This window comes from Phenylobacterium sp. LjRoot97, assembly GCF_964254345.1.
GTDB lineage: Bacteria > Pseudomonadota > Alphaproteobacteria > Caulobacterales > Caulobacteraceae > Phenylobacterium.
This window is the reverse complement of sequence record NZ_CAXUTH020000002.1, coordinates 162768-184893: the sequence shown is the minus strand read 5'-3', so window position 1 is coordinate 184893 and position 22126 is coordinate 162768. Positions and strand designations below refer to the sequence as shown.

General features: G+C 67.5%; 23 protein-coding genes. 16 read left to right on the top strand and 7 right to left on the bottom strand.

From position 1 onward, the window contains the following. Positions 1 to 26 precede the first annotated feature (26 nt). The 4 genes from ACSQ2H_RS22995 (at position 27) to ACSQ2H_RS22980 (ending at position 4443) form a co-directional block, all read left to right on the top strand. Entirely contained in the window at positions 27 to 206 is a 180-nt protein-coding gene (locus ACSQ2H_RS22995) for a hypothetical protein (RefSeq protein WP_436063771.1), read from the top strand. After that, on the top strand, positions 207 to 2933 hold the full coding sequence (cphA, locus tag ACSQ2H_RS22990) for a cyanophycin synthetase (RefSeq protein ID WP_436063770.1): 2727 nt from the start codon (positions 207 to 209) through the stop codon (positions 2931 to 2933). A 172-nt stretch (positions 2934 to 3105) separates the two neighbouring features. Continuing rightward, positions 3106 to 4035, top strand: coding sequence for an iron-containing redox enzyme family protein (locus ACSQ2H_RS22985; protein WP_436063769.1), 930 nt, complete (start codon positions 3106 to 3108; stop codon positions 4033 to 4035). 141 nt (positions 4036 to 4176) lie between these two features. Then, complete coding sequence (locus tag ACSQ2H_RS22980) at positions 4177 to 4443, top strand: DUF2171 domain-containing protein (protein WP_436063768.1); 267 nt, start codon at positions 4177 to 4179, stop codon at positions 4441 to 4443. Between the two features lie 55 nt (positions 4444 to 4498). Here the strand turns inward: ACSQ2H_RS22980 and ligD are convergent, their stop codons facing one another. After that, the gene (ligD, locus tag ACSQ2H_RS22975; protein ID WP_436063767.1) at positions 4499 to 7120 is read right to left on the bottom strand and encodes a DNA ligase D; all 2622 of its coding nucleotides are present in this window, start codon (positions 7118 to 7120) and stop codon (positions 4499 to 4501) included. Between the two features lie 116 nt (positions 7121 to 7236). Here ligD and ACSQ2H_RS22970 point away from each other — a divergent pair, with 116 nt between their 5' ends. Both ACSQ2H_RS22970 and ACSQ2H_RS22965 read left to right on the top strand, forming a co-directional pair. After that, positions 7237 to 7479, top strand: a complete 243-nt coding sequence (locus ACSQ2H_RS22970; RefSeq protein ID WP_436063766.1) for a DUF5961 family protein — start codon at positions 7237 to 7239, stop codon at positions 7477 to 7479. A 68-nt stretch (positions 7480 to 7547) separates the two neighbouring features. After that, positions 7548 to 8420: a Ku protein gene (locus ACSQ2H_RS22965; protein ID WP_436063765.1), complete on the top strand. Its 873-nt coding sequence runs from the start codon at positions 7548 to 7550 to the stop codon at positions 8418 to 8420. Here the strand turns inward: ACSQ2H_RS22965 and ACSQ2H_RS22960 are convergent, their stop codons facing one another. The 3 genes from ACSQ2H_RS22960 to ACSQ2H_RS22950 all read right to left on the bottom strand — a co-directional run bounded on the left by ACSQ2H_RS22960 (position 8421) and on the right by ACSQ2H_RS22950 (position 11969). Beyond that, the gene (locus ACSQ2H_RS22960) at positions 8421 to 8963 is read right to left on the bottom strand and encodes a hypothetical protein (RefSeq protein WP_436063764.1); all 543 of its coding nucleotides are present in this window, start codon (positions 8961 to 8963) and stop codon (positions 8421 to 8423) included. A 1-nt stretch (position 8964) separates the two neighbouring features. Then, positions 8965 to 9144 (bottom strand): hypothetical protein, encoded by a 180-nt coding sequence (locus ACSQ2H_RS22955; protein WP_436063763.1) that lies wholly within the window; start codon positions 9142 to 9144, stop codon positions 8965 to 8967. Between the two features lie 89 nt (positions 9145 to 9233). After that, positions 9234 to 11969 (bottom strand): PAS domain S-box protein, encoded by a 2736-nt coding sequence (locus ACSQ2H_RS22950; RefSeq protein ID WP_436063762.1) that lies wholly within the window; start codon positions 11967 to 11969, stop codon positions 9234 to 9236. Positions 11970 to 12458: 489 nt separating this feature from the next. Here ACSQ2H_RS22950 and ACSQ2H_RS22945 point away from each other — a divergent pair, with 489 nt between their 5' ends. From ACSQ2H_RS22945 to ACSQ2H_RS22925, 5 genes are all read left to right on the top strand, one after another. After that, positions 12459 to 13058 carry a hypothetical protein gene (locus tag ACSQ2H_RS22945; RefSeq protein WP_436063761.1) on the top strand — a complete coding sequence of 200 codons (600 nt, stop codon included), beginning with the start codon at positions 12459 to 12461 and terminating at the stop codon, positions 13056 to 13058. Next, entirely contained in the window at positions 13058 to 13447 is a 390-nt protein-coding gene (locus ACSQ2H_RS22940) for a phage holin family protein (RefSeq protein WP_436063760.1), read from the top strand. Before ACSQ2H_RS22945 ends, ACSQ2H_RS22940 begins: the two co-directional genes overlap by 1 nt. After that, a complete protein-coding gene (locus ACSQ2H_RS22935) occupies positions 13444 to 14292 on the top strand; it encodes a DUF3618 domain-containing protein (protein ID WP_436063759.1) in 849 nt (282 codons plus the stop codon). Before ACSQ2H_RS22940 ends, ACSQ2H_RS22935 begins: the two co-directional genes overlap by 4 nt. A gap of 189 nt (positions 14293 to 14481) precedes the next feature. After that, the gene (locus tag ACSQ2H_RS22930) at positions 14482 to 14757 is read left to right on the top strand and encodes an HU family DNA-binding protein (protein WP_436063758.1); all 276 of its coding nucleotides are present in this window, start codon (positions 14482 to 14484) and stop codon (positions 14755 to 14757) included. 145 nt (positions 14758 to 14902) lie between these two features. Beyond that, the gene (locus tag ACSQ2H_RS22925; protein WP_436063757.1) at positions 14903 to 15079 is read left to right on the top strand and encodes a hypothetical protein; all 177 of its coding nucleotides are present in this window, start codon (positions 14903 to 14905) and stop codon (positions 15077 to 15079) included. A 52-nt stretch (positions 15080 to 15131) separates the two neighbouring features. On the opposite strand, the gene ACSQ2H_RS22920 is transcribed toward ACSQ2H_RS22925, so the two are convergent. After that, on the bottom strand, positions 15132 to 15605 hold the full coding sequence (locus ACSQ2H_RS22920) for a hypothetical protein (RefSeq protein ID WP_436063756.1): 474 nt from the start codon (positions 15603 to 15605) through the stop codon (positions 15132 to 15134). Between the two features lie 59 nt (positions 15606 to 15664). On the opposite strand from ACSQ2H_RS22920, the gene ACSQ2H_RS22915 reads away from it, so the two are divergent. Both ACSQ2H_RS22915 and ACSQ2H_RS22910 read left to right on the top strand, forming a co-directional pair. Beyond that, entirely contained in the window at positions 15665 to 16678 is a 1014-nt protein-coding gene (locus ACSQ2H_RS22915; protein WP_436063755.1) for a histidine phosphatase family protein, read from the top strand. Between the two features lie 14 nt (positions 16679 to 16692). Continuing rightward, on the top strand, positions 16693 to 17553 hold the full coding sequence (locus ACSQ2H_RS22910; RefSeq protein ID WP_436063754.1) for an NAD(P)H-hydrate dehydratase: 861 nt from the start codon (positions 16693 to 16695) through the stop codon (positions 17551 to 17553). Between the two features lie 29 nt (positions 17554 to 17582). Here the strand turns inward: ACSQ2H_RS22910 and ACSQ2H_RS22905 are convergent, their stop codons facing one another. Beyond that, positions 17583 to 18149 (bottom strand): RNA polymerase sigma factor, encoded by a 567-nt coding sequence (locus ACSQ2H_RS22905; protein ID WP_436063753.1) that lies wholly within the window; start codon positions 18147 to 18149, stop codon positions 17583 to 17585. 551 nt (positions 18150 to 18700) lie between these two features. Between ACSQ2H_RS22905 and ACSQ2H_RS22900 the strand changes: the two genes are divergently transcribed. From ACSQ2H_RS22900 to ACSQ2H_RS22890, 3 genes are all read left to right on the top strand, one after another. Then, positions 18701 to 19093: a helix-turn-helix domain-containing protein gene (locus ACSQ2H_RS22900; RefSeq protein ID WP_436063752.1), complete on the top strand. Its 393-nt coding sequence runs from the start codon at positions 18701 to 18703 to the stop codon at positions 19091 to 19093. Between the two features lie 68 nt (positions 19094 to 19161). Further along, positions 19162 to 19701, top strand: a complete 540-nt coding sequence (locus ACSQ2H_RS22895) for an adenylyl-sulfate kinase (RefSeq protein WP_436063751.1) — start codon at positions 19162 to 19164, stop codon at positions 19699 to 19701. Further along, entirely contained in the window at positions 19698 to 21455 is a 1758-nt protein-coding gene (locus tag ACSQ2H_RS22890) for an ABC transporter ATP-binding protein (RefSeq protein ID WP_436063750.1), read from the top strand. Before ACSQ2H_RS22895 ends, ACSQ2H_RS22890 begins: the two co-directional genes overlap by 4 nt. Here the strand turns inward: ACSQ2H_RS22890 and ACSQ2H_RS22885 are convergent. Beyond that, positions 21446 to 22114: a GntR family transcriptional regulator gene (locus tag ACSQ2H_RS22885; protein WP_436063749.1), complete on the bottom strand. Its 669-nt coding sequence runs from the start codon at positions 22112 to 22114 to the stop codon at positions 21446 to 21448. The genes ACSQ2H_RS22890 and ACSQ2H_RS22885 overlap by 10 nt on opposite strands. Positions 22115 to 22126 lie beyond the last annotated feature (12 nt).

Here is a 22126-nt window from a genome sequence, read left to right as displayed (position 1 = left end):
CGTTACCGGCCCCACGGAGGACCGGTATGAGCTTTGCAACCACGTCGGCGCGTTTCAGCATCAGGGAAGTGGGGTCGACCTGGCTCTGGGAGACCTTCGATGAAAAGGGACGCCCGCGCCAAACCGGACACGCGCAGACCCGCCGCCTGGCCGCCGCCTGGGTGATCTTTGCGCGCACGGGCATCACGCCGTCGGAGGCCACGTAGATGCGTGTGCTTGAGACAGCCGTTTATCGCGGGCCTCATCTCTACAGCGCCACCCCGATGGTCCGCATCCAGCTCGACCTCGGCAGGTTCGAAGAGCTGCCCACCGACCGCTTGCCAGGGTTTGCTGACCGGCTGCTGGAGCTGCTGCCGGGCCTGGCCAGGCATGGATGCAGCCGCGGGCGCCCAGGAGGTTTCGTCGAACGCCTGCAGGAAGGCACTTGGCTTGGCCATGTGATCGAACACGTCGCCCTGGAACTGCAGGACCTGGCCGGCGCCAGCGTCAGCCGGGGCAAGACGCGGTCGGTCCGCGGCCGGCCTGGCGTCTACAATATCATGTTCGCCTACCGCCTCGAGCATCTCGCCAGGGCGGCCGGTCGCGTCGCGATCGAACTGGTGCACGGCCTGGCGGGCGACGACGGCGACGTCGTGGAGGGCCTGGACGCCGTCCATCCGCCCTTGCCCGGCGACGAACGACTGAAGCTTGCGGCGCTCAACGCCATCCGTCGCCGAGACGGCCTGGGCCCGACCACCCAGTCTCTCGTCGACGAAGCCGAACGGCTCGGCGTGCCGTGGGCGCGCCTGGACGACCAGAGCCTGATCCGCTTCGGGCATGGCAAGCGCCAACGACTGATGCGGGCCAGCATTTCGGGTCTCACCTCGCACATTGCGGTTCAAACGGCCGGCGACAAGGCGCTCACCAAGCAGCTGCTGGCGGCCGGCTCGGTCCCCGTGCCGCACGGAGGGGTGGTCCGCAAAGCCGACGAAGCCGTCGAACTCGCCGCGTCGATCGGGGGCGAAGTGGTCATCAAGCCGCTGGATGGCAATCACGGACGCGGCGTCAGCGTCGGAGTCAGCGGAGAGCGCGCGGTTCGCGCGGCCTTCGAGCAGGCCGCAGCGGTCAGCCGCAGGGTCATTGTCGAGCGGCGGGTGACCGGCGCCGACTACCGGCTGCTGGTGATCGGCGGCGAGCTGGCCGCCGTTTCGGAACGTGCTCCGGCCCAGGTCGTCGGCGATGGGCTGAGCACCGTGCGACGGCTGGTGGCGAACCTCAACGAAGATCCGCGGCGCGGAGACGGCCACGAGAAGGTCCTCACCAAGGTGGTGCTCGACGCCGAACTGGAGCGCGTCCTCGCCGCCGCCGGCCTGACGCTCGACGACGTGCCTGCGCTCGGGGCGCGGGTGCTGCTGCGCGAGACGGCAAACCTGTCTCGGGGCGGAGAAGCTATCGACAGAACCGACGTAATCCATCCGGAGAACCGCTGGATCGCCGAGCGGACCGCGGCCTTGATCGGGCTCGACATCGCCGGCCTCGACATCATCACCCCGGACATCACGCTGCCCATCGCCTCCACGGGCGGCGCCGTGGTCGAGGTCAATGCGGCCCCGGGCTTCCGCATGCACCTGCAGCCCTCGGCCGGAACTCCGCGCCCGGTGGCCCGCAAGGTGCTGCAGCATCTGTTTCCCGCCCCGGCCGACGCGCGCGTGCCCATCACCGCCGTCACGGGGACGAACGGCAAATCCACGACCGTACGGATGATCGCCCACATACTGGCCAAGGCCGGCCGCAGCGTCGGCATGACGACAACCAGCGGCGTCTATGTCGGCGGCCGCCTGCTGAAGGCGGCGGACGCCAGCGGGCCTCGCAGCGCCCGCCAGGTTCTGGCGGACCCCACGATCGACGCCGCTGTCCTGGAAACCGCTCGCGGCGGAATCCTGCGGGAGGGCCTGGGCTTCGCCTTGGCCGACGTCGGCGTGGTGCTGAACGTCACCGAAGACCACCTTGGGCTGAAAGGCGTGGACAGCCTGGCCGACCTCGCCGGGGTGAAGTCGATCGTCGTCGAGCAGGTGCGGCGTCGCGGCGCCAGCGTGCTGAACGCCGATGACCGACACACCCTCGGCATGGCCCGCCACGCGCGTGGCAGGGTCATTTACTTCACCATGCGCGGCGGTCCCGATCTGCCGGGCCTCCTGCAGAAACACCTGGCTGAAGGCGGCTGCATCGCTGCCCTGGAACCCTCGATCCGAGGCGGCATGATGGTGCTCCTCGATGGCGCGCGACGACTCCCGTTGCTCGAGGCTCATGATCTGCCCGCCACGCTGGGCGGCGCGGCGCGTTTCAACATCCAGAACGCCCTGGCCGCGGCCGCGGCCGCCTACGGACAGGGTGTCGGGCCGATCGAAATCGGTCAGGCCCTCCGTAGCTTCGAGAGCTCGTTCGAGCGGAATCCCGGCCGCCTTAACCTCACGCGCGCCACCGGCTTCACCACCCTGCTCGACTATGCCCATAACCCGGCGGCGCTGCGTGCCCTGGGCGAAGTTGTGGGGATTCTGGCCCAGGACCACGACCGCACGATCGGAGTCGTGAGCACCCCCGGCGACCGCCGCGACGAAGACATTCGCGAGATGGGCGCCATCGCCGCGCGGGTGTTCGACCAGTTGATCTTCCGCGAGAGGCCCGACGGACGCGGTCGTCCGGCCGGCGACGTGCTGCGGCTGCTCAGCGAAGGCGCGGCGAGCACCGGCCGCTCGGGTGAAGATATTGTTCGCACCCTCGATGAGATCGCCGCAGCGCAGCACGCCCTGGAAAGCGCAGGTCCGCGTGACCTCGTCGTGCTGATGCCGACGAAAGTCGACGCCGTCTGGGCGCAGGTGCTGGAGTTCGCCCGCTCGCACAGCGCCCCGGCGGCTCAGCCAAGCTCGCAGGTCGAGGCTCGCCCCTATGCCTGACGCCCCCTCCCATTCACGGGCGCGGCGCCGCGCCTCCCCTATCGACGGCGCTGACCGCGGCCGGTCGACGGCTTCGTCGCCGAACAGAGCTCAGGACCGACAGGGTGGCTGTTCGCGCGCGAGGCCTCGGACCAGCAGCGGTCCCGCCTATTCCAAGCCATAGGAGATCCCCATGCTCGCCGGACTTCAACTGGCCCATCTTGGGCTTACGGCCGACTTTTCCGACGCCCAGCTGCTTCACGAGTCCCTGGCGTACTGGAACCACGAACGCCTGGCGCTCGCCACGCCGACCGAGGACTGGGCTGCGCGCATCCGGCGCGACGCCGAGATGCAGATCGTCGAGGGCGGCTTCATCGAGGCCTTCCGGGCCTTCGTGGCGCCGGAGGTGCAGCACGTGCCTACGACCGGCCCCGAATTCATCGCCTGGTTCGAACAGCTCAAGGAATCGGGCCCGGGCCAGTGGGATCCGCTGTTTGACTGGCTGGCCGGCCAGGCCTCCATGGATCAGCTGAGGTGGTTCCTCACCCAGGAGGCCGCAGGTGAAGCCGGGTTTGACGACCTCGTCGCCATGACACAGGTCAAGCTTCCCGCCCGGCCGAAACTCGAGCTTGCCCGCAACTATTGGGACGAGATGGGCCGCGGCCACGAGGGGGGCATGCACGGCCCGATGCTGGACCGAACGGTCAAGGCTCTGGGACTGACGCCCAGCATCGAGGGCACGGTGTGGCAATCGCTGGCGCTCGCCAACACCATGACCGCTCTGGCCGCCAACCGCCGCTACGTCTACCAGTCGATCGGCGCGCTGGGAGTTGTCGAGCTGACCGCACCGACCCGTGTGGCGCTGGTGGCGGATGGCCTTAAGCGCCTGGGGGTCAGGGCCGAGGCCAGGAAGTACTTCGTCCTGCACGCCCACCTCGACGTCGAGCACTCCAAGGCCTGGAACGCCGAAGCGCTGCTGCCGCTGGTCGAGGCCGATCCCGCCTGCGCGCGGTCCATCGCCGAAGGGGCTTTGATGCGGCTGCACTGCGGTCACGAGTGCTTCGAGACCTACCGGGCCTATCTCTGGGCGCAGTCTCTGCCGAAGCTGCACGCGGCTGAATAGCAGGCTTCGCCGAAGTCCCTGCGGTCGCCAGCGGTCGGAGGCGCAAACGCCGGTCGCCGCTCACGGAGGCAGGTCAGCTTCCGCCGGAACACCCGAGAGGCGGCTTAGTTGACCTTAGGCCCAATCGAAAAGGAACTGGCCATGACCGATCTCTCGGCGATCAAGGAACATACGGAAGTCATCGGCGCGGACGGCGTTCATCTCGGCACTGTGGACCGGGTCGAAGGCGACAGGATCAAGCTGACCCGCGCCGACAGCGGCTCCCACGGCGACCATCACCACTATATTTCGGCGGGCCTCATCGCCTCGATCGAAGGCCAGCAGGTGCGACTCTCGGCCCGCGGCGACAATGCAGCGCTGCTGGAGGAGGAAGAGGGCGGCGAAGCGATCGCCGACCGTAACCCCTGAAGAGGAACCCGCCTCGCCAACCCGTAGAACCACTAGCGCTCCGGCGCCGAGCGACTCACACCTTCCCGAGCCGCTCGATGGCGACAGCCAGCGGACGCTCGCCGTCGCAATAGTCCGCCCAGGCCTTGAGCTTGCGCAAAAGCGCGGGAACCGTGCGCAGCGTATAGGCTCCAGGATCTAGGCCGCGCCGGACCTGGCCCCAGGAGAGCGGCATCGAGACCGGCGCTCCGGGCCTGCCGCGCGGCGACAGGGGGGCGACCGCGGTCGCCATCCGATCGTTGCGCAAATAGTCGAGGAAGATGCGGCCGCCACGATCCTTCTTGGCCATGCTGATCAGGTAGCGATCGGGCGAGTCCGCGGCCATGGCCTTGCAGACATCGCGCGCGAACGCCTTGGCGACATCCCAGCTCAAGCCCTCGGCCAGAAGGGGGGTGACCACGTGCAGCCCCTTTCCGCCGGTCGTTTTGCAGAAGCTGATCAGGCCAAGTTCCTCTAGCCTGTCCCGGATCTCGCGGGCGCCATCGATGACCCGCTCAAAGGGCACGTCGGGCGCGGGATCGAGGTCGAAAACCAGGCGGCCTGGTTGTTCGGGCGAGAACGGCTCGCTGTTCCAGGGGTGCAGCTCCAGCGCGCCCGTCTGCGCGGCCGCCACCAGCGCCTCGACCCGGTCGAACTGAATATAGGGCTTTCTGTCGCCCCAGACTTCGACCTCGGTGATCAGCGAGGACTGACCTTTGCCGCTGTGCCGCTGGAAGAACTTCTGCGCGCCATCAATCCCGTCGGGCATGCGGATCATTGAGCAGGGTCGGCCCTTCACGTGGGCCAGCATCCATTCGCCGACCGCCTCATAGTACTGGGCCAGGTCGAGTTTGGTCGCCGGCCTGCCATCGCCGGCGTCAGGCCACAGCGGCTTATCCGCGTTTGAGATGGTCACTCCCATCACCACGCTCGCCCCGCGCGGCATGACGGTTCCCGATCTGACCATCGCGGGGGCAGGTTGCGCCAGGTCGGTCGTCGCCGCAGAGGCCGGTTCGACCGTGTCGACCTCGAACGCCGGTTTGTCCTCCCGCAGGCCCTTGAAGGACGCTTGGCGCAGCGTCCCGTCGCCCGTGAATCCGGCGTACTGGATCTCGGCGACTAGTTGGGGCTTCACCCAGTGGACGCTCGCCCCCCGCTTAGGAGCGGTCTTTCCCTTGAAGGGGCTGGTCTTCGTCTCAAGCGCCTTCAGCTTCGGCATCAGCTTGCTGACCACGTCGCGGCTGAAGCCAGTTCCGATCCGGCCGACGTGGGCGAGCTCGCCGTCCCGGTAGACGCCGGCGATCAGGGACCGGAAATTCTCGCCGGTCGTCGTCCAGCCGCCGATCACCACCTCGTGCCCGGCGCGGCACTTCGACTTGCTCCAGCTTTCGCTGCGCCCGGACTGGTAGGGCGCATCGAGCCGTTTGGAGACGATGCCTTCCAGATCCATCCGGCAGGCCGACAGCAGCACCGCGTCGCCCGCGGTAATGAAGTGATCAACGTAGCGGACGATCGCCGGGGCCCCGGCGACATGGTCCTGAAGCCTGGCCTTGCGGTCGCTGAGCGGCAGGCTCCTCAGGTCGGCCTTGCCCACGCCAAGCAGGTCGAAGACGAAGAACACCAGGTTGGCGGTCCGTCCGTCGGCGATGGCGGCCTGCAAGGCCGCAAAGTCCGGCGCGCCTGTGTCGTCGAGGGCGCAGACCTCTCCGTCGATGATCCCGTCCTCGAGGCCTTTTCCCGCGGCGACGATTTCCGGGAACTTCGCCGACCAGTCGAGGCCCTTGCGGGTGCGCAGGGTCGCCTTCCCTCCGACCGTGCGCAGCTGCATGCGGTAGCCGTCGAATTTGATCTCGTGCGCCCATCCCGGCCCCGTCGGCGGCTTCTCGACCAGTTTGGCCAGTTGCGGCTCGACGAATTCCGGTAGAGCGGGCAGCGACTTCGGCCTGGCCGCGCCGCGCTTGCCGCCGCCAGGCAGGATCAGCCCGGTTGCGGCGCCGCCCTCGCGGTTGCTTCGCCAGACTGCGCCGGCGGGTGCGCCCTTGGCGGTCATGAAGGGCGTTGCGGACCGGCCCTTGCCGGCGGCGATCTCAGCCATGGTGCGGCCCGATGCGACCGACCTGTCCTGGTCGGTCGGACCGGACGCCTCGCCCTCGACCGCCCCCTCGTCGCGATGCTTGATCAGCAGCCAGCTGGCCCTGCCGCGGCTATCGCGCCGGGTCCGCACGAGCACCCAGGAGCCATGCATCCGCTCGCCCTCCATGACGAACTTCAGCTCGCCCTTGGCCAGCGCCGCCGCGATCTTCTCAAAGCCCTTCTCAGGCGCCCAGTAGCCGCGGTCCCACAGCATCACCGTGCCGCCGCCGTACTGGCCCTTGGGGATCGTGCCTTCGAAGTCCCCGTAGTCGAGAGGGTGGTCCTCGACTTCCATCGCCATGCGGCGAACCTTCGGATCGAGCGAAGGGCCTTTGGGAACGGCCCAGGACCGAAACGTGCCCTCGGACTCCAGGCGCAGGTCAAAATGCAGATGGCTGGCCGCATGCTTCTGGATCACGAAGCGCAGGGCGTCCGAGGGCGCGACCTTGGCGTCCTTCCCCGAGGGCTCCGCCGTCGCGCTGAAATCGCGCATTTCCTGGTATTTGACGAGCCTGCTCTGCGCCATCTTCCGCCCTGCTGTGGACCAAGGTTCGCCCGATCAACGAGCAGCATCGCTTGTCGATCCGCGGGACTCATCGAATCCATTTCAGGCGTCGGGCGTTGTCTTCGACGGAGAGCCACATGATCGATGCCAAACGCGAAACCCGCGCCTTCCGCGTCCACGCCCGTCACGTTGATGCGCATCACGCGCGCACGCTTGAGGAGCCCTCATTCGAGGCCGCCGCGGTGGCCTACCTGGAGGACCTGCACGACCTGGCCGGCGATGGAGACGAGATCAGCGTGATCGTGCAGGAGGTTGAAACCGGCCATCAGCATTGCTTCCGCTTCGATCTCGACAGCGGCGAAACCTCGTCCTGCAGCTGAGGCGAACGAATCACTTCGCGGGTCGTTGAGTCCCCACGGCGCGTAGCTCCGCCGCCTGGAGACCCACAATGGCCTATCGTCCGACCTGGCAAGGACACCTGAAACTCTCGCTCGTCACCTGCCCGGTCGCGCTCTACACCGCGACCAACTCCGCCGGCGACGTCCACTTCAACCTGATCAATCCCAAGACCAACAACCGCATCAAGATGATCACGACCGACCCCGACACCGGGCCGATCGAGCGCTCGGAGCTGGTCAAGGGCTACGAAATCTCCAAGGGCGAGTATGTCCTGCTGACCCAGGACGAGATCAATTCGGTCAAGCTCGAGAGCACCAAGACCATCGAGATCGAGCGGTTCGTCGCCGCCGAGAACATCGACCGCCTCTACTGGGACAACCCCTACTATCTCGCCCCCGACGGGAAGCTGGCGCAGGAAGCTTTCGGGGTGATCCGCACGGCCATGGAGAAATCCGGCCAGATCGCGATCGGCCGAGTGGTGATCGGGACGCGCGAGCGCATCCTCGCCCTTGAGCCGCGGGACAACGGCATTCTGGCCTATACGATCCGCAGCGATGCGGAGGTCCGCAAGCCCGATGAGATTTTCGGAAGCATCAGCGACAAGGCGGCGGACCCGGCGATGATTTCGATCGCCGAGAAGATCATCGAGCAGCAGGAGGGGCCGTTCGACCCCAGCCAATTCGTGGACCGCTATGAAGAGGCCCTGAAGGCGCTGATCGAAGAGAAGAAGAAGGGGCACAAGCCCGCCAAGGTCGCAGAGCCCGATGACACCAATGTCGTCGACCTGATGTCCGCCCTCCGCGCCAGTCTGGGAGGTCGCACCAAGGCCCCCGCCAGTACCAAGAAGCCGGCCGCGAGGGCCCCCGCCAAAAAGGCGCCGGCCAAGGCTTCGGCCCGCCCGCGCGCCCGCAAGGCGGGGTAGTCAGCCGCGCCCGCCCGCCTTGCGGAATTCGGTGCGCGCCGCCACCACCTGGGCGGTGGCGGCCTTGCGAGCGGCGACATAGGCGTTCTGCGCCGCCGAGATGCGCGCCTCGAGGTCAGCCCTTTCTTTCCGGAACACGGCTTCCTCGGCCTTGCGCCGCTCATCGAGGGTCTTAAGCGCCTTCTCGGCGGCGTCGAGTTTGGACCGGTCGGCCTGCGGTCGGGCAGGAGCTGGTGGCTTGGCCGCCTGCGCCTTCTGCGGTTTGCTCTTCGGCGCATCCGGCAGTTTCGGGAGACCTGCCGGCTCAAGCCCGAACGGCTCTCCAGAGCCGATCGCCCGCCGCAACGGCGTCCCCGGATGCGCCGTGGCTGCGGCGATCGCGGCCTCGTCGTTCGTCACGCGCGCCTCGCCGCTCGCAAACAGGTCCTGTCGGGTGCCCCAGGCGCGCAGCGCCGCGGTTTTGCTCGGAACCGCCACGACCGTGTCGTAGAAGCCGAACTGGGCCTGAAACACCTTGAGCCTTCGAGCCGGCGTCTTGGCCACTCTAGTTTGCGCGGCGGTCGCCGCGGTCGCCCTGCCCCTTTGCGGCGTCGCTCTTGGCCTTCTGCCGGGCGTCGGCGGACAGTGAGGCGCCCTTTTCGACGGATGTCTTGATGCGCCCCTTCTCGTCGCGGCGGATGTAGCGCTTGTCCCCGTTCGGGGCGATCTCTTCACGCTTGGACATGATTTCTCCTGTCCAATCTGAATCCGTGCCGCCGCCGTGGGTTCCGGGCGAAGAGCTGTCCTCAGCTTCGGGCAGGCCCTTCGCCGCCGTCAGGCAGCCGGTCGGTCGCGGATGGACCTCCTCAGGACTCTGGTCAGGTCCTCAATGGAATACGGCTTATGGAGCAACTCAAAGCCATGGCGGCTCTCCTGCGCCAACACATGGCTGTAGCCGCTGGCCAATATGACCGGAACGGTCGGAAACTGACGTCTGATCTCCTGGCCAAGCTCCACGCCGTTCATGCCGGGCATCACCACGTCTGAAAAGACAGCCGCGAACCGGCCTTTTTCCTCTCTCAGGATCTTCAGCGCCGCCTCGGCGCCGGGGGCCCAGGTCGTTTCAAAGCCGAGCTCGGCAAGCAGTTCGGTGGAGAAGGCCCCGACCTGCTCGTTGTCCTCGACGACCAGGATATGCCCGCGCCCCTCGACCTCGTCGGTATCGTTGTCGAGTTCGGCGATGGAGCTGGTCTGCTCGGTTGTGCGAGGCAGGTAGAGGGTGAATGTCGTGCCGGCGCCTAGGCGGCTGACCACATCCACCTCGCCGCCGGACTGCTTGGCGAAGCCGTAAACCTGACTCAGGCCAAGGCCAGTGCCCTTTCCCACCTCCTTGGTCGTGAAAAAGGGCTCAAAAATCTGCCCTAGCTTGTCGGACGCAATTCCGGCTCCGGTGTCACGAACCTTCACCGCAACAAAGTCCCCGGTGGCCTCGCCATGGCCCCGGATGCGGGGAATCTTCGCCGCAAGCTGGAGAGAGATCCGAAGTTCGCCCGCCCCGTCCATCGCATCGCGGGCGTTCACCGCCATGTTCACCAGCGCGGTCTCGAACTGGATCGGGTCGGCTTCGACAAAGCACGTTGCACAGTCGGTTCGCGTGACGAGGGTCACTCTCGAACCCACGACCGTCGCCAGCATGTCGCGGATAGCTTCAATCCGCGCTCCAACGTCGAAGACCTCGGGTCGCAGGGCCTGGCGGCGCGAAAACGCCAGCAGCTGTCCCGTGAGCTTGGCCGCTCGCTCGGCGGTTTCGAAGATGGCCTCGACATATCGTTCGCGCCGAGCCTCGGGCAGGGACGGCCGGCGCAGCATCTCGGCCGCGCCACGGATGACGGTCAGCAGGTTGTTGAAGTCGTGGGCGACGCCCCCGGTCAGCTGGCCTATGGCTTCCAGCTTCTGACTCTGGCGCAGGGCCTCCTCGGTCCGAAGCCTTGCCGAGACCTCCTCATGCACCCGGTGCTCGAGCGTCTCGTTGAGCTGCCTCAGATAGGCCTGCGCTTCCTTGTGCCGGGTGAGGTCGTGCATGGCGCCGACCATCCGCAAGGGCGTCCCATCGTCGTCTCTGAGCACCGTCCCGCGGTCGACGACATCGGCGTAGGATTCGTCGCGGCGCCGAAAGCGGTACTCCGCCGCCCAACTCGCCTCCCCGCCCGCGACAACGTCCTCGATCGTGGCGATGACCCGGTCACGATCATCAGGATGGACGTGACCCTTCCACCATTGGCTCGTCGGTTCGATATCGGCAGGCCGGTAGCCGAACAGCGGCTCGACCGCCTCATTCCAGTCGATGCGGTCGCTAACCAGATCCCAGTCCCAGATCGCGTCCTTGGTGGCGCGGACCGCTAACCGAAACCGCTCCTCGGCGTCCCGGATCTCAAGCTCGGAACGACGCCGCTCGGTCTCGTCGCGTGCGATCTTGAAGTAGCCGACCTCTTCCCGCCCCTCGGTCTTCATCAGGTGCAGGCTGCCGCTGAGAAAGACGCGACCGCCGTCCTTGCGAAGATGCCAGCGGACGTCCGGCGCTGCGCCGTCGCGCCGGGCCAGGCCGGTCTCTTCTTCGGGAACGCCGGCGGCCCGATCTTCCGGCGTAAAGAGGATGTCCGCCGAGCGCCCCACGATATCCTCCGCCTCGAAACCGAGGATGCGGGTCGCGCCGGGCGACCAGCTCGTCACCCGGCGCTCGGGATCCGTCGTCAGGATCACGTAGTCGATCGCGGTGTCGACGATCAGCTGCAGACGCCGCTCCCTGTCGCGGAGCGCTTCCTCGGCTTCCCGGCGTTCTGTGACGTCGAGGACGAATTCGACGACCTCGCTGGTGCTGACCCGCCGGGCGGCGAACCGCCCCCACCAGCGAGTTCCGTCTTTCCGAAAGTACTGCTTTTCGTAGGGGATCGACTCTCTGGTCGTCTCCACCTGGGAAATGGCCCGTTCGACCAGGGGCCAGTACTCCGGAGGCGTCAGGTGTCGCCAGCTTCTCCCGACAAGGTCCTCACGGACGTAGCCGCCCATGTTGAGGAAGGCGTCATTGACCTCGATCAGCCGGAACTCCGGGTCCCAATAAACGATGCCGACGGTGCTGATCTTCAGGCTGCTGCGAACCCGCTGCTCGGCCCGGATGCGGTCGGTGACGTCCGAGCCCTGCACGAAGATCCCCATCACCGCGCCGCTTCGGTCGGTGATGGGCTGCAAGACCAGGTCCACAAGCCGCTCATCTCCCGGCGCTCCAGAACCTGGCGCTGGAAACGGCACGGGTGCGCGCCGGATGGACGAGCCCGAGCTGTAGGCTTCGTCGAGCGCCTCAAGGGCCTGCCGGGCCAGTGATGGAGGTAGAATGTCGGCGACCTTTCGCCCGGCAAGCTCCATGTCCCCGAACAAGGATCGGAAGGCGGCGTTGGCGAGCACGATCTGATGTTCGGGTTCTCGCAGCAGCGCCATCAGGCTGGGCGCCTGTTCGAACATGCGCGCGAGGCGTTCGCGTTCCTGATCCAGCTCCGCCTTCGAGAACGGTCGCAAGCTCTCCATTCCTTGAGAACGCGCTGGAGCCCCCAAGTATTCCGCGGGGGATCGCTCGCCCGGCGTGTTTCTAGGGACACTGGCCGCGAACGACGATGAACGTGTCGCAGCTTTGTCGTCCGGCGCAGCCGAGGACCACATCCTGGAAGGCAAGGGCTCGGGCCGATCTCAGCCCGGGATCGGCATCCTTTCGACCGGTGCCCCACCTGCTTCCACTCGCCCGGCTGCTGAGCGAACACCTCCTGGGAAACCCTTCCGGTCTCGGCCCCCGGTCGACGCAACTTCACAAGTTCGGGTTCGGGCAAAAAAAGCTGCATTTCCCAAGCGACGCCATAGGAACCCAACCCCCTGTGATCGCTTGAGAAGTGTCCAACAAGGGACCTGCGAGCATGAACAGCATCATCTATCTGGTCGGACTAGTCGTCGTCGTTCTCGCGGTCCTGTCATTCCTGGGTCTGACCTAGGGTCGGCCCCCCGGAGGAGAAGGCGATGTCGAGTATTTATCCGGAAACGGGCGCGGGCGGCGGCGCTCCAAATCAGGACGATCGAAACGAGGCCCGAGGCCAGGTCGCTGAAGCGCGTGAGAAGCTCGGGGAGGCCGGCGCGGCTGTCCGCGGTGAGGCCGCGCATTTCGCCGAGCGCACCAAAGAGCAGGTCTCTGAAAAGGTGGAGGAGAAGACGTCCGAAGTGGCGGACGCGCTCGGCGTGTTCGCCGACGCGATCCGACAGGCCGGGGATGAACTGGGCAGGCAGGACCAGACCTTCGCAGCTCAGCTCGCCGGCCAGGCAGCGGATGGGTTGCAGTCGTTTACGCGCACCCTCGCCGGCAAGAGCCCCGAGCAGATGTTGCATTCGGCCCGTGAACTTGGCCGCACCAACCCGACGGCCTTCGTGGCCGGCGCGGTCCTGGCCGGCCTGGCGATCGGGCGGTTCGCCCGCAGCTCGGCGCATCACGACAACGCCACACCGGCGGCGACGCCTCAGTCCGAAGCCAGGACGTTTGAGGCGAGCGCCGGCGTCGACGAGACCAGTTCGCTCGAACAGGAAGCCTTTCCTCCGGACAACGCCCCCAGCAGGGAGACGCAATGATGGCCGAACCTGAAACCAGGTCCCTCCCGCAACTGCTCGGCGATCTCTCGAGCGACCTCACCGGGCTCCTGCGCAAGGAGTCGGAACTTGTGCGCGCCGAGGTCTCCGAAAAGCTGGCGCAACTCGTCAAGGCGTCCGGCGAAATGGCGGCCGGCGCCATCTGCCTGATGGTGGCGCTGCTGATCCTGCTGCAGGCCGTGGTGATTGCTTTAGCCAAGGTCGTCGGCGCCGGATGGGCCTCGCTCATCGTCGGCACGGCCGTGGCCGTGCTCGGCCTCATTCTCGTGCGGGCCGGCGCCAAGTCCGCCGCCCCCCGTCAGCTCACGCCCGAGCGCAGCCTCCGCCAGGTGGAGAAGGACGCTCAACTCGCCAAGGAACAGGTGACATGACCCGGTCTTCCGAAGACATCGAACGTGAAGTGGAATCCGCGCGCGACGACCTTGACCGGACGGTCGATGCGCTGAAGGAAAAGATGAGCCCGGGGCAGATGATCGACGAGATCAGCCGAAGCTTCAAAGGCGGCGGCGCCGGCGAGATGATGGGCAATCTCGGCGCCCAGGTTCGTGAGAATCCTATGGCGCTAGCCATGATCGGCGCTGGGATGGCCTGGCTGATGATGGGCAAGAGCACCCACCCGTCAGGCGACGGCGCAGCCACCGCCTATCAGAGCGGTCAACCGACGCCGTATGATGCGAGCCCTCCGTCCACCGGCCTTTCGGAGGCCGCTGGCGGTGTCGCCGATAAGGTCGGCCACGCCGCAGCGAGCGCCAAGGACGCCTTGGCCGGCGCGGCGTCCAAAACCAAAGACGCCCTTGGCGACGCTGCCGATCATGCAGTGGCCGGCGCGCACGGACTGGGTGACCAGGCGGGGGCCGCCGGTCGCAAGGCGGCTCGCACCTTCGAGGACATCCTGCAGCAGGAGCCGCTGATCATCGGGGCGCTGGGCCTGGCGGTCGGGGTGGCTGTGGGCGCGGCTTTGCCCTCGACCCCGCTCGAGGACAGGACCTTCGGAGCGGCAAGGGACGACCTGATGAAGGCAGGGGGCGATAAGCTCGTGGCGGCGGCCAGCAACCTGCGCGCTTCCGGCGAGGCCGCTCTGGAAGCGGCGAAGGCCGAAGCCGACAACCAAGGGCTTTCAGGCGAAGGCGGATCCCTGGTGGAGAAGGCGGAAGCTGTCGTCCGATCCAGCGTCGACGCGGCCAAGGATGAACTCGGAGCCTCCAGGCCGGTCTGAACCCCGCCCGCGCGCCCTGGTCTGGCTTGACGAGCGCGCGCTAAGCCCTCAGCGGCGCCCGAACGCACTGCAGCACGCCCGCCTGCGCCAGCAGGCGGGCGTGCTTATGCGCGGAGCCAACTTCCATGGACACTGCGCCCTGGCGCGTCGATGGTTCGCTGATCGAATGATTCCGAGTGGAGCGACTGAATGAACATCACCGATCTGGCCGAGCGCCTCGCCGCCGACGGCAAGCTCACCAAGGCCCAGGCCCGCGACGCTGTCGACAGCCTGCTGGGCGCTGTGCGTGACGCCCTCGTAAAAGGCGACGAAGTCAATCTGCCGGGCTTTGGCAAATTCAAGGTCCAGGACAGGCCCGCGCGGACCGGCCGCAACCCGGCTACTGGCGCGGCCATCGACATCGCCGCCTCCAAGAAGGTTGGCTTCACCGCCGCCAAGGCGCTCAAGGACGCGGTCGCCGGGTGACGCGAGGGAGGGTCGTGTCGGACGTGAACGTCACGACTTCTCCCGCCCCCGCTCACTTCTGGTCAATGCGCCGCGATGACCTTGGACGCCCTCGGAACCGACCTTCTCAGGCGGGGTTGAGTTTGAAGTACCGAGGAGATTCCTGATGAGCGAAGAAACCGACAACCGCGAACGCGAAGGCGCCGCCGCCCCCCAGCCCAAGGGCGACGATCAACTGAAGCCAACCCCGGTCGATCCGAAGAAGGATGATCGCGGCGGGCTGGCGACTGGGGTCGACACCGGCGCGATCCAGCCCGGCAAGACCGGCGACGCCAAAATCTGAAAAACGCGAGAGGCCGGGCGGTCGGATCCCCCCGCCGCCCGGCCATGGCGCGTCAGGCCAAGCTCCGCCTCGCGCTCATGACGAGGTCAGGGTCGGCCGGCGCCTTGTGAGGATAAGGACCCGCCCTCCTCACCAGTTCCACCAGGTGAGACATGAGTTCCGGACCCGCCTCGACCTGGGTGACCGGCGAGAGCAGCCCCACGGCCCGAGCGGCGTCAGCAAAGCGGCGGCCGTGGATCTCGTCTTCTGGCAGAATGGCGTGAAGCAGTTCGTGAACGAGCACCGCAGCGACTAGCACCGGATTGTCGATGAACGGCGAGATGGTGATGTGGCGGAAGCCGTCACGGTCGGCCCAGGTATGACAGACTCCCAGAACGCGCCGGCTGCTCGACAATGAACCGACACCCAGGCGGATCCGCAGAGGTATCTCCAACCCGCGAGCCTCGAACCAGGGCCGAAGCATCACCGCCAGGTTAGTGAGCCACTGCTCGCGATAGGCCGTGTGTTGGACGCGGCCACCATCCACTAGGCGCAGGCTCCGCGGTATCACCGGCCCCTCCGCGCCACGCCACAGCCGTCTGCAACATGCCGCTGACCAAGTCGCGGCGCCCGCGCCTGCCGACCTCCCGATGTCACACCCGCTGCGCTCATCGCCGTCCTCGCCATGCCGCGAAGGAAAGCCAGACGCTGGCTCGCAGTTCCACCACGCTGGGCAAATCGCGAACAAAAATAAGGTGTTACTATCCTATGTTAAACAACCTCCGCCTTGTCGCAACGGCGCGTCCTGGCGACGGATTGGTCGGAGCCATCAGGCTCCTGCCGCGTTGGGGCAAAATGCAGTCCAGCTGGCCCAAGCGTTTATGGATCGTCAGGCACGGAGAAAGCGCAGGCAACGTGGCCCGCGACGCGGCGCATGCCGCCGGCGCCTCGCGCATATTCATCGAAGAGCGTGACGTCGACGTGCCGTTGAGCGAACGCGGCCAGGAACAGGCCCGAGCACTCGGCGACTGGTTCGCGGCGAACCGCGAGCCAGAGCGCCCCAACATCGTTCTGACCTCACCCTATGTGCGGGCGCGCAGCACCGCGGCGCTCGCCGCAGAACGCGGAGGCTTCCAGTCGACGCGCTGCCACCGGGTGATCGACGAGCGGTTGCGCGAGCGTGAATTCGGCGTGCTTGACCGCCTCACCTCCGCCGGGATCGCCGAACTCTTTCCCGAACAGGCCGAGGCCCGCCGGGTGATGGGGAAGTTTTATCACCGTCCGCCTGGCGGCGAGAGCTGGTGCGACGTCATTCTGCGCCTTCGCAGCATGCTCGACACGATCGGCCTGCACTATGGCGGCTGCAACGTCCTGATCGTCGCCCACCAGGTCGTGGTGCTTTGCTTGCGCTACCTGATCGAAAACCTCACCGAAGAGGAGATCCTGGCGATCGACGCACGTGGTGACGTCGTCAATTGCGGGGTGACGGAGTATGGGTTCGATCCCGACGCCGGGCCGGACGGCGCCTTGAAGCTGATCGCCTACAACGTCACTGCGCCGCTCCGCGACGCGGGCGCGCCGGTGACCGCCGCGCCAGACGCACCCGTCGCCGCCCGATGAGCGCGCCAGAGCCCTTGAGCTATAGCGACCTCTCCGGCTTTCCGCTGCCGGCCCCGCCGGTCCAGACCGACAAGAACGCCCGCGGGCGGGTGCTGGTGGTGGGGGGCGGACGGTGGGGTCCCGGAGCGGTCCAGCTCGCGGCCCTCGCCGCCTATCGGTCGGGCGCTGGCAAGGTGCAGGTGGCGGCGGCTTCACGCTTCGCCGGAACGCTGTCGGCGGCGCTGCCGGAGGCCGCCGTCATCACCGTCCCGAGTTCCGACGACGGCGAGCTTGCGCCTGAGGCCGTCAAGGTTCTCGCGCCGCTCGCCGCGCGCGCGGACGCGATCGTCGTGGGACCGGGCGTCATGGACGAGGCGGTAGGCGCTGCGCTCACGCGCGGCTTGGCGCACGAGGCTTCTGCGGCGCAGCTGCTGATCGACGCCGGCGCCCTGACGGGCCTGGACGCCAGCCGCCCGCTGGAGGGGCATGAGGGGCGCGTGGCGATTACGCCGCATTTGGGCGAGATGGCGGCTCTGCTCGGGTGGCGGCTTGAAGAGGTGGAAGCCGATCGGCTCGGCGCCGCACGCCGCGTCGCCGAAGCGATGCAGGTGGTGGTGGCGCTGAAAGGGGCCGAGACTTTGGTGGTGACGCCGAACGGAAAGGCCTGGCTGCACCGGCAAGGCGTCGTCGGCCTGGCGACCTCGGGATCCGGAGATGTCCTCGCCGGGCTGATCGGCGGACTGCTTGCGCAGGGCGCCTCGCCTCTGAACGCCACGGCCTGGGGCGTCTGCGTCCATGCCGCGGCCGGACGGCGGCTTTCGCAGACGGTCGCGGAAACCGGCTTTCTGGCTCGGGAACTACTGCCGGAACTGCCTGGCTTGCTGGCGGCGGGCTAGGACCGGGCGTCCCAGCACGCTCACTCAGGTCAGCGCCTGCCAAGCTTCGCACCGACTTGGCCGTCTGCGGTCCCCTCAATGCGGCGCACCAAGTGCGCCGAGGCCCGCATGACATGCTTTTCGACGGCGGCCCGGGTCAGCCCGAGGCGCCGAGCGATCTCCCTTTGTGGGAGGCACTCCAATCGAAAGAGCACGAAGACCTCGCAGGTCGTGGGCTTGAGTTCGGCCAGCGCCTCGAGCGCACGGTCCACGTCATCTCGGGCCAGCAGGATCCGTTCGGGCGTCACGTTGTCGGACGGAACGGCGATGACCGTCTCGTCGTCCAGGCTCCAGGTGCGGCCAGTGTTGCGCCGGATCTGATCGCGAGCTCGATCGGTGAGCAGATTGGCCGCCACGCGGAATACGAAGGCCTTGGGGTGAAACACCTCGGACCGATCGGCCGCGAGCACCCGCAGAAAGGTTTGCTGGGTCAGATCCTCCGCGTCGGCGCGGTGACGTACGCGATTGAGAAAGTAGGTCATCAAACAACGCCGGTAGCGCCCGTCCAGGGACGAGGCCCGGAGGTCGATTGGTTCGGCGCGATCAAGCACGGACATATGGGGACCGCTTAAGACTGTACTGTTGCGCGAACCTCAGAATTACGTCCGCGCCTCGTCAAGTCGGCAGGCCTTGGTTCTTCCAATTGATACGCGGTATACTTCTATTTGCGCGGCTCCCGCGCATCTTTCTGCATTTTTGATTGATACCTCTGCAAGACACATCCGGACTATTGCGCGCGTCCGGCGGAATTGGAGGGTTTTCTTTCTTGAATTGAATTACGCATTATTCAATTTATCCGCGCAAAGCGCTGTACAAGCGCCACCGCTTCGACCATGATCCAGGTGAGGCTCGCGGCTCGATACCGCCGGCCTCCCGCGCAATGCGTGACTGGAAGCGCTGGAGATCTTTCCCCGACCTTGTCGGGCGGCCCGCGAAATAAAAGACCGCGACTGGAGCGACCCAAGGCTCCGACGCGGGAATACGAGGGGCGTGCTCACCCCGGTGCTTCGCACGTATCGAACCGCCCGGCTTCGTTGCGGGCAAGCGCGGCGAAGCATGGGGAATGCATCAGATGGCCAGACGGCCGCGGGGCGAGAGCCCGCATTACGTGGATCTCCACGTAGGTGGACGGATTCGCGAACGCCGCAAGGCGCTGCGACTGAGCCTCGAGGGGCTGGCCGCGGCGCTCGGCGTCACACATCAGCAGATGCAGAAGTACGAGACGGGCGCCAACCGGATTAGCGTCTCGATGCTCTACGAGATCGCCGGCGCGCTCGGCGTGTGGGTCGGCGATCTCTATGAAGGCCTGCCGACGCCCGTCGATGTCGCACGCCTCGACCCTTCGGCCCGCGCCCATGTGGAACGACTGATGGCCAGTCCGGGCGGACCCGAACTGATGGCTGCGTTCATCGCGCTGCCGGTGCATCTGCAGACGCCCCTGGTGGCCATGGCTCAGGCCTCCGCCGCCGTCGAACCCGCCATGGAGCCCGCCGTCTCATAGAATATAGCCCTCGCCCTCCGCCGCCGCCGCGCCCCATTGAGCCTCCTTCCGCGCGCTTGGAGCAGGCGATGGAACAACGACCGCGACAGGGCGACGTCTACTGGGTCACCGGCCTTTCAGGGGCCGGAAAGTCCACGCTCGCGCGGTTCATGGCGTCGCGCCTGCGAGCCGCCGGCCGCTCCGTGGTGGAACTCGACGGAGACCGGATCAGGCCGATCACGTCCGTTCGGCTCGGCTACGGCCTTGCCGACCGCCGGCTCATGGCCATGGTCTATGCGCGTCTTTGCCGCGAGTTCTCCCAGCAGGGCCATGACGTCGTCTGCGCCACCGTGTCCATGTGCCGCCAGGCGCGCGGCTGGGCCCGCGCTGAAATCCCGGGCTACCGGGAAATCTATCTTGGCGCTTCGCCGGCCACGATCGCACGTCGCCATCCCCGCGGCCTGGTCGCCGCGGCCCTGGCCGGGCGCATCGGCAAGGTGCCGGGGGTCGACCTGCCGATCGAGCCGCCCGAGCGGCCGGAGGTGAGGGTCAACGACGACGGCGGCCGCGACCCGGCCGCGATTGCAGCAGAGGTGATGGGCCAGTTGTGGCCCGGCGGCGCGCCTTGACCGCGCCGGAACGATCCCCCCCGTCTGGGTCAGTTTGGTCGCTCATCCGCTCGACGCTATCCGGACCCGTCCTTGGCTGGCTTAGTGTCACAATCGCAGCTGTCGGCATCGGCGGCGCAGGCGCCGCGCTTGCGCCGCTCGCCCTCAAACACCTCGTCGACGCCGCCACGCTCGCGCCGCCGAAGGCTGCGGGCGCGCTGGCCGCCTATGTCGCGCTGGTCGGCGCCCAGCGTCTGGCGGAACAGGCGCAGGCCCTGGCGTTCGGCCGCGCCGAACTGCGCATGGTGCGCGCCTTCGCCGTCGGTTCGTTTGAAGGCCTCCTGCGGCTGCCGCTTGCGACCCATCAGGAGCGACGGAGCGGATCGCTGGCCGCGGCCCTGGTTGAGGCGATAGCTGGACTGCGGGTGATCCTCGGCCATCTGCTGCTGACAGGCGGCCCTCTGCTCGTGCTGCTCACGGTCGGGTCGATGATGCTGCGAGCCGAGCTCGGCGCTCGCCTTGCCGGGGTCCTGCTGGGCGCCGTCCTCGTCTATGGCGCGGTCTTCGCCTTTGCATCGCGCCGACTCCTGGCGCCCGCCCGCCGCCTGTCCGCCAGCTCGATCGATGCGAGCGGTCTGCTGGCCGACGGCCTGATCAACATCGAGGCGCTCAAGGCCTGCACCGCCGAACAGCTGCATGTCGAGCGCTACTTGCGAGGCCTGGTCTCCGCCGAGGGGCATGCGCGCCGGCTGCTGACCCGCCGCCTCGAAGGCGGCCTGGCCGCGAGCGTCGTCTTCGCCGCCGCCGTCGCTGTAAGCTTGCATCTGGTCCTGGGCGACGTGGCCGCCGGCGAGCTTTCGATCGGCGATCTCGTGCTGGTCAGCGCTTTCCTGGTCACCGTGCTAAGGCCGATGGAGATGCTGGGCTTCGCCCTGCGCGACGTCGGGCAGGCCCGTGCCCAGTTGGCGCCGCTGACCGCGCTCCTGGATATGCCGATGGAGGCGCAGGCGCCGCAGCCGGGACGATCGCCTCCGAACGGCGCGAAGCTGGAATTCGACGGGGTGGACTTCGCCTTCCGGCCGGGGCGCCAGACGCTCTCGGCGGTAAGCTTCCGACTGCAGCCGGGCGAGACCGTGGCCCTGGTCGGCCCCTCGGGAGCCGGAAAGTCCGCCATTGTGCGATTGATCCTGGGCTTCGCCTCGCCGGACAGGGGCGTTGTACGACTGGACGGAACGCCGATTACGGAACTCGGCCTGCCGGTTCTGCGGCGGCAGGTGGCGCTGGCGCCGCAGCAGCCGCTGCTGCTCAGCGACAGCCTCGCGGCGAACATCGCACTGGGGGTCGATCAACCAGATGCCAAGGCTGTAGCCGCTGCGGCCGCGGCCGCCGGCCTCGGGGACCTGATCGCCCGGCTCCCTGGCGGTCTTGACGCTCCGGTGGGTGAACGCGGGATGCTGCTTTCGGGTGGCGAGCGACAGCGCGTGGTCATCGCGCGCGCCCTGCTTCGACGGCCCCCGCTGCTGATCCTGGACGAGGCGACGTCTGCGCTCGACGCAGCGAGCGAGGCTGCGATCTGGGCCGCCGTGCAGGCTCATTCGGCGACGACACGACTTGTCGTGACCCACAGCCCTTCGATGGCCGCCCGGGCTGACAGGGTCCTGGTCCTGGAGGACGGCCGGATCGTCGAGGCGGGCCCTCCTGCGGAGCTGCTTCGACGCGCTGGTCCCTATCGGCGGCTCTGGATCGGCAAAGGCCAAAGCCCCGCTCAGGGATAGGTGGCCGCCGCGGCCATTTGGTCGGCCGCCTCGATAAGCTGCGGCAGCCGGGCTCGCCGCTCCCTGAAGTGCACGTCCAAAATCGCCGCCGCGGCTTCGCCCTGGCCGTGGTCGATCGCCGCCCGAAGGTCCGCAGCGCGCCGCACGAGCGCGAGCCTGCGCCCCTCGCCGTCGAGGTCGATCCGCCGGATCAGCCAGGTCCGGTCGAACATCACGGCCATCAGCGGCCCGATCACCCGATTGCCGCCGCCAGCGGCCAGCGCCATGCCAAACTCTCCCAACCGCTCGGCGACATGATCGAAGTCCTCCTCGTCGCCCAAGGCGCGAGGGAGCGCCGGCGCCTTCATCTCCCCGCGTCCCGCCGCCAGGCCCGCGCGCAGATGGACCGCGATCAGGTCGAGGAGATCCTGCTGCTCCTGCAGGGTGAAATGCTTGGTGAAGTGGCCCTTGTTCGGCTCCCAGTGCAGGAACCCCTCGGTCGCCAGCCGTAGCAGGGCTTCGCGCACGGGCGTCTCGCTGATCCGGAAGGCGGCCGCCAGCCCCGTCGCCGACAATCGCCGTCCCGGCCGCAGCTGCCCGCGGCTGACGGCTCTGCGCAGGTGCTCATAGGCGGAAGCGGACTTGCCGAGCAGATCGCGCGAAATCGGAAAGGCGTCCATGTGCAGCCGACC